At 39.2% G+C, this 14,299-nt stretch carries 13 protein-coding genes; 12 read left to right on the top strand and 1 reads right to left on the bottom strand.

The genetic code is table 11. The annotated features are described in order from the left end of the window. Window positions 1–20 precede the first annotated feature (20 nt). A complete protein-coding gene (glnA, locus tag BQ5903_RS05160; RefSeq protein ID WP_010496264.1) occupies window positions 21–1,364 on the top strand; it encodes a type I glutamate--ammonia ligase in 1,344 nt (447 codons plus the stop codon). A gap of 49 nt (window positions 1,365–1,413) precedes the next feature. Here the strand turns inward: glnA and BQ5903_RS05165 are convergent, their stop codons facing one another. After that, window positions 1,414–1,824 carry a hypothetical protein gene (locus tag BQ5903_RS05165; protein ID WP_056988066.1) on the bottom strand — a complete coding sequence of 137 codons (411 nt, stop codon included), beginning with the start codon at window positions 1,822–1,824 and terminating at the stop codon, window positions 1,414–1,416. A gap of 327 nt (window positions 1,825–2,151) precedes the next feature. Here BQ5903_RS05165 and gmk point away from each other — a divergent pair, with 327 nt between their 5' ends. The 11 genes from gmk (at window position 2,152) to BQ5903_RS05220 (ending at window position 14,156) form a co-directional block, all read left to right on the top strand. Next, window positions 2,152–2,772 carry a guanylate kinase gene (gmk, locus tag BQ5903_RS05170; protein ID WP_056971066.1) on the top strand — a complete coding sequence of 207 codons (621 nt, stop codon included), beginning with the start codon at window positions 2,152–2,154 and terminating at the stop codon, window positions 2,770–2,772. Further along, entirely contained in the window at window positions 2,769–2,975 is a 207-nt protein-coding gene (gene rpoZ / locus BQ5903_RS05175; protein ID WP_010496254.1) for a DNA-directed RNA polymerase subunit omega, read from the top strand. The genes gmk and rpoZ overlap by 4 nt, the downstream gene beginning before the upstream one ends. Before the next feature lie 135 nt (window positions 2,976–3,110). Beyond that, the gene (gene coaBC / locus BQ5903_RS05180; RefSeq protein WP_056988094.1) at window positions 3,111–4,295 is read left to right on the top strand and encodes a bifunctional phosphopantothenoylcysteine decarboxylase/phosphopantothenate--cysteine ligase CoaBC; all 1,185 of its coding nucleotides are present in this window, start codon (window positions 3,111–3,113) and stop codon (window positions 4,293–4,295) included. A gap of 20 nt (window positions 4,296–4,315) precedes the next feature. After that, on the top strand, window positions 4,316–6,733 hold the full coding sequence (gene priA / locus BQ5903_RS05185) for a primosomal protein N' (protein WP_269147256.1): 2,418 nt from the start codon (window positions 4,316–4,318) through the stop codon (window positions 6,731–6,733). 37 nt (window positions 6,734–6,770) lie between these two features. Continuing rightward, window positions 6,771–7,727: a methionyl-tRNA formyltransferase gene (gene fmt / locus BQ5903_RS05190; protein WP_010496246.1), complete on the top strand. Its 957-nt coding sequence runs from the start codon at window positions 6,771–6,773 to the stop codon at window positions 7,725–7,727. After that, window positions 7,717–9,063, top strand: coding sequence for a 16S rRNA (cytosine(967)-C(5))-methyltransferase RsmB (gene rsmB, locus BQ5903_RS05195; protein WP_010496244.1), 1,347 nt, complete (start codon window positions 7,717–7,719; stop codon window positions 9,061–9,063). The genes fmt and rsmB overlap by 11 nt, the downstream gene beginning before the upstream one ends. Before the next feature lie 10 nt (window positions 9,064–9,073). After that, window positions 9,074–9,817 (top strand): Stp1/IreP family PP2C-type Ser/Thr phosphatase, encoded by a 744-nt coding sequence (locus tag BQ5903_RS05200; RefSeq protein WP_010496241.1) that lies wholly within the window; start codon window positions 9,074–9,076, stop codon window positions 9,815–9,817. Then, window positions 9,817–11,799 carry a Stk1 family PASTA domain-containing Ser/Thr kinase gene (pknB, locus tag BQ5903_RS05205; protein ID WP_079579012.1) on the top strand — a complete coding sequence of 661 codons (1,983 nt, stop codon included), beginning with the start codon at window positions 9,817–9,819 and terminating at the stop codon, window positions 11,797–11,799. Before BQ5903_RS05200 ends, pknB begins: the two co-directional genes overlap by 1 nt. Window positions 11,800–11,881: 82 nt before the next feature. Next, on the top strand, window positions 11,882–12,766 hold the full coding sequence (gene rsgA / locus BQ5903_RS05210) for a ribosome small subunit-dependent GTPase A (RefSeq protein ID WP_010496229.1): 885 nt from the start codon (window positions 11,882–11,884) through the stop codon (window positions 12,764–12,766). 77 nt (window positions 12,767–12,843) lie between these two features. Further along, the gene (gene rpe / locus BQ5903_RS05215; RefSeq protein WP_010496227.1) at window positions 12,844–13,503 is read left to right on the top strand and encodes a ribulose-phosphate 3-epimerase; all 660 of its coding nucleotides are present in this window, start codon (window positions 12,844–12,846) and stop codon (window positions 13,501–13,503) included. After that, window positions 13,500–14,156 (top strand): thiamine diphosphokinase, encoded by a 657-nt coding sequence (locus BQ5903_RS05220; RefSeq protein ID WP_010496225.1) that lies wholly within the window; start codon window positions 13,500–13,502, stop codon window positions 14,154–14,156. The genes rpe and BQ5903_RS05220 overlap by 4 nt, the downstream gene beginning before the upstream one ends. Window positions 14,157–14,299: the final 143 nt, after the last annotated feature.

Here is a 14,299-nt window from a genome sequence, read left to right on the forward strand (position 1 = left end):
AAAAACAAAGGAGTATGCAAATGGCTAAACCAATGTACACTAAAGATGATGTTCGCCGAATTGTTAAGGATGAGAATGTTCAGTTTTTACGGTTAATGTTTACAGATCTGTATGGCACGATCAAAAATGTTGAAGTTCCAGTTAGCCAGTTAGACAAGTTGTTGGATAACAAAATTATGTTTGACGGTTCTTCTATAGATGGTTTTGTAAGAATTGAAGAAAGTGACATGTGGTTGTACCCAGATCTGTCAACTTGGACTATCTTCCCATGGGGTAGTGAGTACGGTAAAATAGCTGGGGTGATTTGCGAGGTATATAATTCTGACCGGACACCTTTTATGGGCGATCCACGAAACAATTTGATCAGAGTTTTGCGTGAAATGAAAGATCTGGGCTATACTGATTTTAACATCGGGACTGAACCTGAATTTTTCTTATTTAAGCTGGATCCAACTACGAATGATCCGACTACTAAATTGAATGATCAGGGAAGCTATTTCGACCTAGCTCCCGTTGACTTAGGCGAAAATTGTCGGCGCGAGATCGTTCTTGAACTTGAACGTTTAGGTTTTGATGTTGAGGCCTCTCACCATGAGGTTGCTCCTGGCCAGCATGAAGTAGATTTTAAGTATGCTGATGCTTTACATGCTGCTGATAACATTCAATTATTCAAGCTTGTAGTGAAAACAGTAGCACGCAAACATGGCTTACATGCAACCTTTATGCCAAAGCCATTAACCAGTATTAATGGTTCTGGAATGCATGTTAATATGTCATTATTCAATGACAGTGGAAACGTCTTTTACGATGCATCTGCTGAATCTGGACTTTCAGAAGACGCGATGTACTTTTTAGGCGGATTATTAAAGCATGCTCGTAATTTTACGGCTATTACTAATCCGATCGTTAATTCATATAAGCGGTTAGTACCAGGCTATGAAGCACCTGTTTATGTGGCTTGGTCAGGACATAATCGTTCTCCTTTGATTCGTGTACCAGCCGCACGTGGAGGTTCAACTCGTTTGGAATTACGCAGTGTTGATTCAACTGCTAATCCATACTTAGCCGTTGCAACTATTCTGGAAGCCGGACTAGATGGTGTACGTAATAAAATCGAACCCCCTAAACCAATCGACCGGAACATCTATGTTATGACGGAAGAAGAGCGACATGCGAATAATATTGTAGACCTTCCTTCTACATTGCATAATGCATTAAAAGCATTGAAAAAGGATGATGTTATTTTGAATTCTCTTGGTGAACACTTAGCTGCAAGTTTTCTTGAAGGTAAGCGAATCGAATGGGAAGCATATCGCCAGGATGTTTCACAATGGGAAAGAAAACAATATTTCGAACAATATTAATTATAAAATGTCGTAAAAAAAGCAACTCATTTAAATGAGTTGCTTTTTTTTAGGATGTTTTTCTTAATTTGAAAGGATAATCGCTTGAACTTGCTGTTCTGATCGTTGATTTAAAACTACCACTGATGGAGATCGCAGTGATTTGCTTTTTGAAAATAATGCGGATCAATTTACGATTTTCTGGTGTTGTCATGAAGAAGGTGTCTTGATGACGAAAGTCTTTAAACAACTGTCCTTCAATACTCTCAGTGTGTTGACCAGCTTGGACGTTGATTTTGACAGGAATGTTATTTTGAATTGCTTTTTCAATGAATGAATCGATCTGAAATTCAGGCATTGAAGGAATTTGTTCTTGTTCTAAGACTTGTGCTGGATCGAAAAATGTATTCCATTTTGTTAGTAAAAGTTGAAAATAAAAAAAGGCCTTTGCTCGTAAGAGTGCAATGAAATGATATTTCATGTTTTTACCTCCTGATTTTTAAAAACATTTCTAAAAATAATAAAGCGATCGGTTGAACATTTGTTTGCTTACATTTACCATTATAGAACAAAAGTTCCCGAACGCAAGTTCAAAGTTTTGTTTTTCGCAAATATTTCTTGTTGTTCTAAAAATGTACATTCGCTCATCATTTAAACATATTATTTTCCGAGAGATGTTATAGACTAGTTTTTGAAAAAATCATGAGAAAAATAAAATTTTCTTGCCATTTCTTGCTTGTCGTACTTGAAAAAAATAAGTAAAAAGTGCATGATAGAAGGTAAATATTTATTTGAGGAGTTTTAGTGCATGTCTAAAAGAGGAATGTTGATCGTGCTTTCGGGCCCATCTGGAGTGGGGAAGGGAACCGTTAGAAAAGAGATCTTTTCACAACCAGGAAATAATTTTGATTATTCAATTTCAATGACTACCAGAAAGATGCGTCCAGGAGAGGTCAATGGTAAGGACTATTATTTTGTCTCAAAAAAAGAATTTGAAAATGAGATCAAAACTGGCGGAATGCTTGAATATGCACAGTACGTTGACAACTATTATGGAACACCTTTAAAATATGTGAATGAGATGTTAGATGCCGGTAAGGATGTCTTTTTAGAAATTGAAGTCAAAGGTGCAATGCAAGTTCGAGAGAAAGTCCCGGACGGTTTATTTATTTTCTTGACCCCGCCTGATTTAATGGAATTGCGGCAAAGGATCGTTCATCGCGGTACTGATGACTTAGAAACCATCGATAAGCGAATGCACCAAGCTGTGGGTGAAATAGAAATGATGCAGAATTATGATTATGCTGTTGTTAATGATCAGGTCCCAACTGCGGCTGAAAAGATCAAAACTATTATCCGAGCTGAACGTTGGCGTGTAAAACGTTTCTTACCAGACTATAAAAAACAATTAGGAGATGCTTTAAAATGATTTTATATCCTTCAGTAGACAAGCTATTAGATCAAGTAGATTCTCGTTACTCATTGGTGATGCTGGCTGCTAAACGTGCACATGAACTTGATGATGGAGCAATGCCTTTATTAGGTGAATATACTTCTGAGAAAAATGTTGGACGTGCTTTAGAAGAGGTCGAAGCTGGCGATTTAAAGATTTCTGATACTAAAAAACAATAGATTCTTTTTATCCAGTGTTCATTACTTTTGTTTGGGTTCAGGTTGTTGTCCCCATTAAAGTAATGAACACTTTTTTATTACAGGTAAAATTGATACAATAAAGGGTAATATCGATCAGTGAAAGGAACGAAGAACGTGAGTAAGAAACATATTGCTGTGTATATTACTGGTGGGATCGCGGTTTACAAGGCAGCACAGGTGGTGCGATCCTTCATCAAAGCGGGGTTTGAGGTCAAAGTTGCAATGACAAGTGCCGCCCAAAAGTTTGTAACTGCGCAAACTTTTGAAGTATTATCGACTCATCATGTTTATACCGACCATGTGCCAACAGAGGATCAAGAATTTGTACCGCATATCGCGCTCGCAGATTGGACGGATATTGCTGTAGTTGTCCCAGCCACAGCTAATATCTTAGCGAAAATGGCGAACGGTCTTGCAGATGACTTTGTATCTACGGCGATATTAGCCACACGCGCTCCTAAATTTGTGATACCTGCTATGAATGAAAATATGTGGCAACAAGTTTCAACTCAAAGAAATGTTCATACATTAAAAGACGATGGTGTGAGTGTCATGTTTCCAGCAACTGGGTTTCTCGCCGAAGGCTATAGTGGTCGAGGCAGAATGCCAGAACCGGAAGAAATTTTTCATTGGATCAGCGAAAAAATCACTGTTAAGCAAGATCTTGCTGGCGTTAATCTTTTAATTTCGGCTGGTCCGACGGTTGAAGAAATCGACCCAGTCAGATATTTGACAAATCATTCAAGCGGTAAGATGGGATATGCTTTAGCTCAAAAAGCAGCTGATCGCGGAGCAAATGTGACCTTAGTCAGTGGGCCGACTCAGTTGTCTAAACCAAGTGGTGTTGCAGTAATAGACATTATATCTGCCAAAGAATTACAGCAAAAAGTTAAGGAAAAATTTGAGCAAAACGATGTGGTTATTATGGCGGCTGCGGTCTCGGATTTCCATGTGAAACAGATCGCAAAGCAAAAAATCAAGAAAAATGGTCAGAGCATGCATTTGGATCTGGTTGCCAATCCTGATATTTTAGCTGATTTAGGGCACATTAAAACGCATCAAAAGTTAGTAGGATTCGCAGCCGAAACGCAAAATTTAATAGAAAATGGTAATAAAAAATTAGTTAAAAAAAATTTGGATATGTTAGTTTTGAATGATGTCTCTCGCAAAGATATTGGCTTTAATGAAGCCGACAATGAAGTTCGGTTGTTAAGACCAAAAAAAGAACCTAAGTTGATCGCAAAGACCAGTAAAGACAAAATTGCAGATGAGATCTTGGACGAACTGACTAGTTTATAAGATGTAAAGAGGGGAAAGACGTGAGTGAACAATTTGCCGAGGTAATAGTTGATGTGCCTTCAATGCAAACCAATCAACCATATACTTATGCCATACCGACAGAATGGATAGGTCAAGTATTTCCCGGAATGCGTGTCATTGTGCCTTTTGGAAAAAGAAAAATTTTGGGATTTACCACCAAGATCCTTTCTAAACGACCAGGTGTTTCTTTTAAAATCAAAGAAATCGAGGAAGTCTTAGACCTAACCCCAGTTTTAAACACCGAAATGTTAGAAATGGCGAGTTGGTTGGCTAAGTGGACATTTTCATTTAAAATTTCGTGTTTACAGGTCATGCTTCCAGCAGCTATGCGTGCTAGCTACAATAAAACGATCAAACTGACTAGTACAGAGGTTTCAGAAGAGGTCAAGCAGTTGTTCGATGAACAAAATGAAGTAAAATTTGACAGTAAAGAATTATCAGCGGATGTTTTTAAAAAACTTTCAAAGCTCAGTCGCGAAAAAAAAGCAGAAGTTATTTATCAAGTTCATGACCGTGCACGCACAAAAAAAGTTACAGCGATCAAAAGTCTGTTAAATGCTCAAGAGGTCCAGAAACAAAAAGAATTGTTACGGGTGAACGCAGACAAGTTACGGCTCTTATTAGATTTTTTAGGAAAAATGGGTTCACAAATTCTGACACAAAAAGATGCCATAAAAAAAACGGGTTTGTCAGCGGCGGTCTTCACACAGGGTGAAAAAAAAGGCTGGTTAAAAAAAGAAAAAGTCGAGAAATATCGTGATCCTTATCGCGATGCTGAAATTAAAAGAACTAAGCCTAAGCAATTGAAAGCTGCTCAACAAAAGGCGGTTGAGCGGATAGATCACTCAATAGTTCAGCAGCAAGATAAAGTTTTTTTACTTCAGGGGGTAACGGGCAGCGGCAAAACGGAAGTTTATCTGTATACGATCGCATGCGCCTTAAAAAATAAGCAAACAGCTTTGATGTTAGTGCCTGAAATTTCTTTGACTCCGCAAATGGTGCGCAGGGTCAAGTCTCGTTTTGGTTCAAATGTTGCTGTGTTGCACAGTGGTCTGTCTGAAGGAGAAAAATATGACGAATGGCGCAGGATCGAAAGAAATGAAGCTACCGTGGTGGTTGGCGCTCGTTCGGCTGTGTTTGCGCCATTAGAAAATATTGGCATTATCATCATGGATGAGGAACATGAAACCAGTTATAAGCAAGAAGATATGCCAGAATATAATGCCCGTGATGTCGCCATCAAACGGGGATCATGGCATCATTGCCCAGTTGTTTTAGGAAGTGCGACCCCTTCGTTAGAATCGCGTGCAAGAGCACAGAAGGGAGTTTATGAATGGCTCCGTTTGGATGAACGAATCAACGGACAGCCATTGCCTGAAGTTCAGTTGATCGATATGAGACAAGAATTAAAAAGAGCACCAGCCGTTGATATTTCAACACCACTGTTAGATGCGATCAAACAGCGCCTTGAACAAAAAGAACAAGTTGTGCTAATGCTGAATCGGCGCGGATATTCTTCCTTTATTATGTGTCGGGAATGCGGTTTTGTCCTAAAATGCCCTAACTGTGACATATCATTGACACTTCATATGGATTCGCACTCTATGAAGTGTCATTATTGTGGACATGAAGAACCGATCCCTCGAACTTGTCCTAGTTGTCAAAGCAAGAAAATCCGCTATTATGGGACTGGGACAGAAAAAGTGGAACAAGAATTGCAACAATTGCTGCCTGAAACAAAGATCTTGCGAATGGATGTTGATACCACAAGACGTAAGGGTGCTCATGCCAAACTATTACGTCAATTTGGAAACAAAGAAGCTGATATTTTATTAGGAACACAGATGATCGCCAAGGGATTAGATTTTCCGGATGTAACATTAGTCGGAGTACTAAATGCAGATACATCTCTGAGCTTACCTAATTTTCGTTCGGCTGAACGAACTTTTCAACTTTTAACACAGGTCAGTGGTCGTGCAGGTCGAGCTGATAAACTAGGTCAGGTCGTCATTCAAACATTCAATCCAAAACATTATGCCATTCAGTTAGCGAAAAAACAGAATTACGAGAAGTTTTTTGGGATCGAAATGAATATGCGCCATCGTGGCGGTTATCCTCCGTATTTCTTTACTACCCAGATAGTAACAAGCGGACCTAACGAAGCAGATGTAGCCAAGAAGATGTTTGAGATCGACGGACAATTAAAACAAGTATTATCCTCACAAGCTGTTATTCTCGGGCCAACGCCAAAACCTATCATGAGAATTAATAATCAGTTTTATTATCAATTAGTCATCAAGTATAAAAAAGAACCGGAGCTGGATGCATTTTTGGAAGATTTACTGTTGAATAGTCAAAAAGAGGCTAGACAAAAACTCAAACTAAAAATTGATCGAGATCCGATCGATTTTATCTAAAGTAATTATATTTTATAGAAATTAAGGATGTGGATGTATGACTTCAATCGTTTTTATGGGAACGCCGCAATTTGCAGTTCCAGTATTAGAGGGGTTATTAAAACAAGCTTATGATGTTAAAGCAGTCGTTACGCAGCCCGATCGCCCCGTAGGAAGAAAACACCGTTTAACTGCTTCTCCTGTTAAAGAAGTTGCTGTGAAAAATAATATCGAAGTACTGCAGCCGGAAAAAATCAGTGGCAGTGAAGAAATGAAGCGTGTTATTGACCTTGCGCCTGACTTGATCGTGACCGCTGCTTATGGGCAATTTTTACCCAGCAAGTTATTGAATAGCGCAAAAATTGCAGCAATCAACGTTCATGGCTCTTTATTGCCTAAGTATCGTGGCGGTGCTCCGGTACAATATTCGCTAGTGAATGGTGATGATAAGACTGGTGTCACCTTGATTTATATGATCAAAAAAATGGATGCGGGAGAAATGCTTGGTCAAGCAGAATTACCGATCACAATGAGTGATGATACTGGAAGCTTATTTGAAAAATTAAGCTTTTTAGGCCGTGATCTGCTGCTAGCAAAATTACCTGCATTGATCGCGGGTAACTTAAACTCAACTCCACAAAATGAAGATGAAGTTGTTTTTGCACCAACGATCAAACCTGAAGAAGAACAACTCTTACTTTCACTGACTGCTGAACAGATAGACTGGAAGGTCCGGGCACTACGTCCAGCGCCGGGTGCATTTTTTGAGAACTTTGCTGGTAAACGGACAAAATTGTGGAATGTTGATCCTCTTGAAAAAAGAACCGAACAAGCAGCAGGGACGATCATTGAAGTTACCAAACATCAATTAACGGTTGCTGCGGCTAAAGGTACGGTCTACCAGATCAATGAATTACAACCTGCAGGCAAACAACGTTTAACTGTGACCGACTATTTAAATGGATTGAACCAGAAGCTAGAAAAGGGGCAGGTTTTGATCTCAGATGACAAGTAAAATAAAAAATAGTCCGCGCTATCTCGCAGTAAATGACTTAACTCGGATCGAAAAAGAAAATTCCTATTCGAATAAGGTTGTTGACCAAACTGTAGCTGCTGGTAAGCTTGTGGGCCGTGATATAAATTTATATACTAATTTGGTGTATGGAACGATTCAAAATAAGCTAACTTTGGATTTTTTTCTGAAGCCTTTTTTAAAAAAGCCTAAGAAACTTGATCTGTGGGTCAAAGAGTTATTAAGGATATCTGTGTACCAGCTTGGGTATCTGGACCGTATACCTGAACATGCAATTTTTAATGAGGCGATCGAGATCGCTAAACAAATGGGTCATGAAGGAACGAGAAGATTTGTGACTGGAGTTTTACATGCTGTTTCGCGTCAGGGATTACCAAAAATTTCTGAGATCAAAGATCCAGTTGAAAAGTTAAGCGTGCAGACGAGTACACCTCGCTGGTTGGTTGATAGGCTGCTAATTGAATTAGATCCTAAAAAAGTTAGCTCTTTGCTTCAGTCAACTTTAAAAACACCTGCCCAAAGCGTTCGTGTTAACAACAAGATCAGCGACCCAAAAGAAGTCCAACAAATCTTAAAAAGCGAGGGGTTTGATGTTTCACCGAGTCGGGTTTCGCCAGCTGTTTTATTAGTGCAGGGCGGCTTTATCCCGCAAAGTAGAGCATACAAAGCCGGCCAAGTTACTGTTCAAGATGAAAGTGCGAGCTTGAGTGTTGAATCTATGAATATTCAGCCAGATGATCAAGTCTTGGATATGTGTGCTGCACCAGGAGGAAAAACAACACAAATTGCGGAACATTTAAATGATAACGGACATGTTGAAGCACTTGATATCCATAAAAATAAATTACGTTTGATCCAAAGAAATGTAGACCGGATGCATCTCAGCGAGAGTGTAACAACAAGAGCATTAGATGCTCGAAAAAGTCCTGAAAAATATTCTAGAGAGACTTTTGACAAGGTATTGGTTGATGCTCCCTGTTCTGGCCTGGGTTTATTACGACGCAAACCTGAGATCAAATATGAAAAAAGTTTGGCAGATACGACCAAGTTGGCTCAGGTCCAATTATCGATCTTACAAGCTGCTGCTCCATTAGTTGCCAAGGGTGGTCAGTTGACTTATAGTACTTGCACTATTATAAGCACTGAAAATCAAGCAGTAGTTGATAAGTTTTTGACTGCAAATCCAGATTTTGTACAAGTCAAAACAACAACGAAGTATCATTTAAAAGACGAACGTCAGTCTTTATCCTTGACGATTTACCCGGACGACTATGATTCGGATGGCTTTTTTATTGCTACTCTTTTTAAACAAAAATGAGGTGTGAGAAGTGAAATATTCCTATTTAAGTGACGTTGGACGCTCCAGACAGAAAAATGAAGACTTCGTTGGTTTTTTTACAAATCAAGTTGGAGTTTCTTTAGCAATCGTTGCTGATGGCTTGGGAGGGCATCAAGGAGGAGAAGTTGCATCTGAAATGGCTGTTTCTAATATTGGCTACGAATTCGAACAGACTAGTTTTGAGATGCCTAATGATGCTTATTCTTGGTTACAAAAACAAGCAGTGTCGGAAAATAAGAAGATCTTACATTCTGCCGATCAAAATGATTCTTTAATGGGAATGGGCACCACATTAGTTTGCGTGGTTATTCTTAAAAAAAGATTATTGATTTCAAACATTGGCGATAGCCGGTGCTACCTTTTCAACGAAGGACGTCTAACTCAGCTGACAGAAGATCACTCGTTAGTCAACGAGATGGTTAAAAATGGACAGATCAGCAAAGAACAGGCACGTATCCACCCGCAAAAAAATATCATTACCAGAACTTTAGGAGTTTCGAAAGATGCGCGCTTAGATCAGAAATTGTGCGAAATAGTTCCGGGGAAGCTGCTTTTATGTACTGACGGTTTGACGAATATGGTCGAAGACGAGCAGATCGCTGCGATCCTAGGACAAAAAAAGTTGAGTTTGAAAGAAAAATGCCAGCAACTGATCAAAGCTGCTAATCAAGCAGGCGGTGCTGACAACATCACTGCTTTATTGATTTCCTTTGAAAATAAGGAGGTCAGTTAATGGAAACAGGTTATGTTTTGAATGGCCGCTATAAGATAGTCAATGTCTTGGGCGAAGGAGGCATGGCTAATGTTTATGTTGCCTATGATCTGATACTTAAGCGTTCTGTTGCGGTTAAATTGTTACGCTTAGATATGCGTGATGATCCTACTGCTGTGCGAAGATTTCAAGGCGAGGCCATGTCTTTAACAGAATTGACCGATCCTCATATCGTTATGATCTATGATATTGGTGAAGAAGATGGTAACCAGTATCTTGTAATGGAATATGTGAAAGGGATGGATTTAAAGCAGTATATCAAACAAGAATATCCCTTTTCATTAACTAGAGTTTTAGAAATCATGCAGCAGATACTACAAGCCGTTGGTGACGCTCATCAGCATGGCATTATCCACCGGGATCTTAAACCGCAAAATATTTTGATCGACCAAGAAGGAAATGTAAAAATAACTGACTTTGGGATTGCACTTGCGGTTTCTTCCTCTACATTGACTAAAACAAATACTGTTATGGGTTCCGTGCATTATATTTCTCCTGAACAAGCGCGGGGCAGCATTGTTACCAAGCAAGCTGACATTTATTCTTTGGGTATCATTTTGTTTGAAATGTTGACTGGGCATGTGCCTTATCGTGGCGAAAATGCTGTTTCGATCATTATGAAACATTATAAGGAAGCAATGCCTTCAGTTAGGCAAGAAGAACCCAATGTTCCTCAAGCATTGGAGAATGTAGTATTTCATGCGACTGCTAAAGACCTAAGAGATCGTTACACAACGGTTGAACAAATGGCCGGGGATCTACGGACTTGTTTGTCTCCAGGCAGGGCAAATGAAAGTAAATGGCTGCCTTCATTTGAAAATGATGATGAGACTAAAGTGTTGTTACCTCCCTCAGATAGTGAGTTGTCTGACAAGGATCAGTCTCTTGCAGATGAAGGTTTTGACCAAGATCAAATTAGCAAAAAAACAAAGAAAAAGTGGAGTAAAAAGAAGAGGTGGCTCTTTGTTTTGAGTTTTTTGCTGGTTCTTTTAGTAGGGACTGGACTTTCTTATGCTATGATCCCCAAAGATACTTCTGTGCCGCAATTGAAGGGAATGACGACTTCTGAGGCTACTGAAAGTCTAAAAGATGCTAATTTAAAACTCGGAAAGGTCACCAAAAAGTACAACAATACTTATTATTTTGGTCAAGTTATCAGAACGCGGCCTAAAGCCAAAACAGAAATCAAGGAGGGAACTTTAGTAGATGTAGAGATCTCCAAAGGTCCTAAAAAAGAAAAATTTGGTGATTATACAGGGCAAAAATACTCTCAAGTTAAGAAAGAATTGAAAAAAAGGGGAGTCACCGTTCAATCTGAAAAAGTCTTTTCTCAAAAGATACCGAAAGGTGAGATCAAATCTCAAAGTATCTCTGCTAAAAAGAAAGTAGTAATGGGTGAAACCGCTGTTACTTTCCAGGTTTCCCAAGGAGCAAAGAGTTTTGAATTACGTGATTTGTTGAATTATACGCTAAAAAGCGCGCAGGACTATGCTGACGAAAAAGGGTTGACTTTGAATGTGACCCGGGAAAATTCTGATAAATATGACGAAGGTATCGTTATGCAACAAGAACCTGCAGCAGGAACTGTGCTTAATCAGGGAGATACTATTAGTGTTACGATCTCTGACGGTGCGAAAGAAGAATCTTCGGCAGAAAGTTCGTCATCTTCCTCATCATCCTCTTCTTTAGCGGATAGCACCTCTAAGTTTGCTGTGTCTGTTAAGCTCCCGTTTGAGGAAACCAATCAGGGAAAAAGCAACAAGGTTCAGATCTATATTTCAGATAAAAGTCATCAAATAAAAAATATTTATCAAACTTTAGATATTACTGGTGATCGTGAGGTTCAAATCCCTTTTGAATTAGAAGATGGGAAAAAAGGTGCTTACAAAATAGTACGTGATGGTCAAGTGATCGAAGAAAAAGACGATGTAACCCAAGAATAATATTGGCGACTCTATTGGCGGGCGCGCTCAGCCAAATTCGTAGTTGATTTGTTTGAGGTGACTAAGAAAGGCAGGAAGCAATTTGGTTAAAGGACAGATAATCCAGTCATTAAGTGGATATTTTGATGTACTGGCTGATGAACGGATATACCGAACTCGCGCTCGGGGAAATTTTCGTAATAAAAAAGAAGTTCCTTATGTTGGAGATTGGGTAGAATTTAAAGCCGATAATGAACGTGAGGGCTATCTGTTGAAAATTTTAGAACGAAAAAATAGTTTAGTCAGGCCGCCGGTCGCAAATGTTGACAGGGCAATCGTAGTCACTGCTTGTGTGGAACCAAAATTATCGACTAACTTGTTAGATCGGCAGTTAGCATCTCTGCGCAATAATAATATTGCGCCTATGATTTATTTTTCTAAAGCAGATCTTCTTAGCCAAGATGAGAGGGAAAAATTAGTTAAGTTGGTTGATTATTATCAGCAGTATTTTCCATGTTTTATTTTTTCTAAGGAGGATCCAAAAGAGATAAAAGATGATTTTTTGGGACAAGTCAGTTCGGAAGTGATCGTAGTTATGGGACAGACTGGAGCTGGAAAGTCTACGTTTTTAAATCTGATCGCTCCTGGATTAAATTTAAAAACAGCAGAAGTTTCCAAGGCTTTAAGCAGGGGAAAACATACTACCAGGCGTGTTACTTTACGACAAATTCAAAACAACTTGATTGCGGACACGCCCGGTTTTTCTTCATTTGAAATACTGGATGTTAGCAAAGAAGAATTACCACTGTTGTATCCGGATTTTGTTGCTTTGCAAGATAATTGCAAATTTCGCGGCTGTTTACATCTCAAAGAACCCCAGTGTGCTGTTAAAGCAGCCTACGAAGATGGAACGATTTTAGCAAGCAGGTACGAGAACTATGTGCAATTTCAAAGTGATATTGCAAAAAGAAAACCAAAATATAATTAAAAGTGGGTCAGTTTTCTTTGAGCTTGTTGAAAGATATACTATAATATTTTGGTTAATTATTTTAATGAGGTGATAGTATGAAAATTGCTCCATCGATTTTGAGTGCAGATTTTGCTAATTTGGCACACGATGTTGAAGTAGTTGAAAATGCAGGTGTTGAATACTTGCATATTGATATAATGGACGGCCACTTTGTTTCTAACTTGACTTTTGGTGCTAATGTAGTCAAAGCATTGCGATCACATTCAAATTTAGTCTTCGATTGTCACATGATGGTTGAAGACCCAGAGAAATATGTCGCTGATTTTGCTCAAGCAGGGGCTGACATCATGGGTGTCCACGCTGAAGCTACGCCGCATCTTCACTCTGTATTGTCATTGATCAAAAGCGCTGGAATGAAAGCTGAGGTTGTGATCAACCCAGGCACACCAGTCAGTATGATCAGTGAAGTTTTGCCAATGGTTGACCAGGTCCTCGTAATGACGGTCGATCCTGGAATGGGAGGCCAGAAATTTTTAGCCGAAACAATGACTAAGGTCAAACAATTAGCTGATGCCAAAAAGAAAAATAATTTAAACTATGATATTGAGGTTGATGGCGGCTTGAATGATCAAACAGTTAAACAAGCTCTGGCTGCCGGAGCGAATGTTATAGTTGCAGGGTCGTATATTTTTGGTGCTGATGTTCCTGCTGATAGTATTACTGCGCTCCGGAAAGGCAGCGAAACTCACATATGATCGTAAACCTATTGGTCGGAGGACCAGTTTCCGATTGGCCAGATGACCTTGCAGATCATTTAAGGCAAGCTGCAGACGATGAGGTTTGGGTCGGAGCCGACTATGGAGCAGTCAGGCTCGTTAAATGCGGAGTTAAGCCGGTCCTAGCAGTGGGTGATTTTGATTCATCGACGGCTGAAGAGATTCAGTTAGTTAAGGAAAAAGCGACTAAAAGTGTGATACGACCAAAAAAAGAGGATGTTACTGATACGATGTTAGCCTTGCGCTATATCATCCAGGAGCTGCAATTCGATAAAATTGTGATCTATGGAGCTACTGGTGCACGGCTAGATCAATTATTGAGTAATTTATTCTTTGTTTTAATGCCCGAATTTAAACCTTACTGTGAACAGATCGAATTAGTCGATAAGTGGAATACGGTTAAATTTCATTTGCCGGGAACTCATCGACTGGCTAAATTATCGACAACTCATTATTTGGCTTTTGTCTGTTTGAATGCAGTGGCTGACTTACATTTGTATGATGCTAAATATCAATTGGATGGAGTTGACTTTGCTGAGCCGATCTCATTATCAAGTAATGAATTTGTCGGTAATACAACCAGTTTTTCTTTTCAAAGCGGCGTTGTTTGTACGATCCAGTGTCATGATTAATATCAAAATGTTGCGTTAACAAAAAGACGGTTCTTGAGACCTTCTGCTCCTTATATTAGAGCAAACGTCTCAAGAGCCGTTTCTTTTTGTGGTTCGCTAACATTTGGGTATAAAAAAAGGACACCGATGAGGGAGTCCATTTT

Source organism: Ligilactobacillus acidipiscis (assembly GCF_900116935.1).
GTDB lineage: Bacteria > Bacillota > Bacilli > Lactobacillales > Lactobacillaceae > Ligilactobacillus > Ligilactobacillus acidipiscis.

Excerpts from the sequence above, each read along its gene's own strand:
- pknB (WP_079579012.1), top strand. The coding sequence starts at position 9,817 with ATGGAAACAGGTTATGTTTTGAATGGCCGCTATAAGATAGTCAATGTC.
- rpoZ (WP_010496254.1), top strand. The coding sequence starts at position 2,769 with ATGATTTTATATCCTTCAGTAGACAAGCTATTAGATCAAGTAGATTCT.
- rpe (WP_010496227.1), top strand. The coding sequence starts at position 12,844 with ATGAAAATTGCTCCATCGATTTTGAGTGCAGATTTTGCTAATTTGGCA.
- glnA (WP_010496264.1), top strand. The coding sequence starts at position 21 with ATGGCTAAACCAATGTACACTAAAGATGATGTTCGCCGAATTGTTAAG.
- fmt (WP_010496246.1), top strand. The coding sequence starts at position 6,771 with ATGACTTCAATCGTTTTTATGGGAACGCCGCAATTTGCAGTTCCAGTA.
- BQ5903_RS05220 (WP_010496225.1), top strand. The coding sequence starts at position 13,500 with ATGATCGTAAACCTATTGGTCGGAGGACCAGTTTCCGATTGGCCAGAT.
- rsmB (WP_010496244.1), top strand. The coding sequence starts at position 7,717 with ATGACAAGTAAAATAAAAAATAGTCCGCGCTATCTCGCAGTAAATGAC.
- gmk (WP_056971066.1), top strand. The coding sequence starts at position 2,152 with ATGTCTAAAAGAGGAATGTTGATCGTGCTTTCGGGCCCATCTGGAGTG.
- BQ5903_RS05165 (WP_056988066.1), bottom strand. The coding sequence starts at position 1,824 with ATGAAATATCATTTCATTGCACTCTTACGAGCAAAGGCCTTTTTTTAT.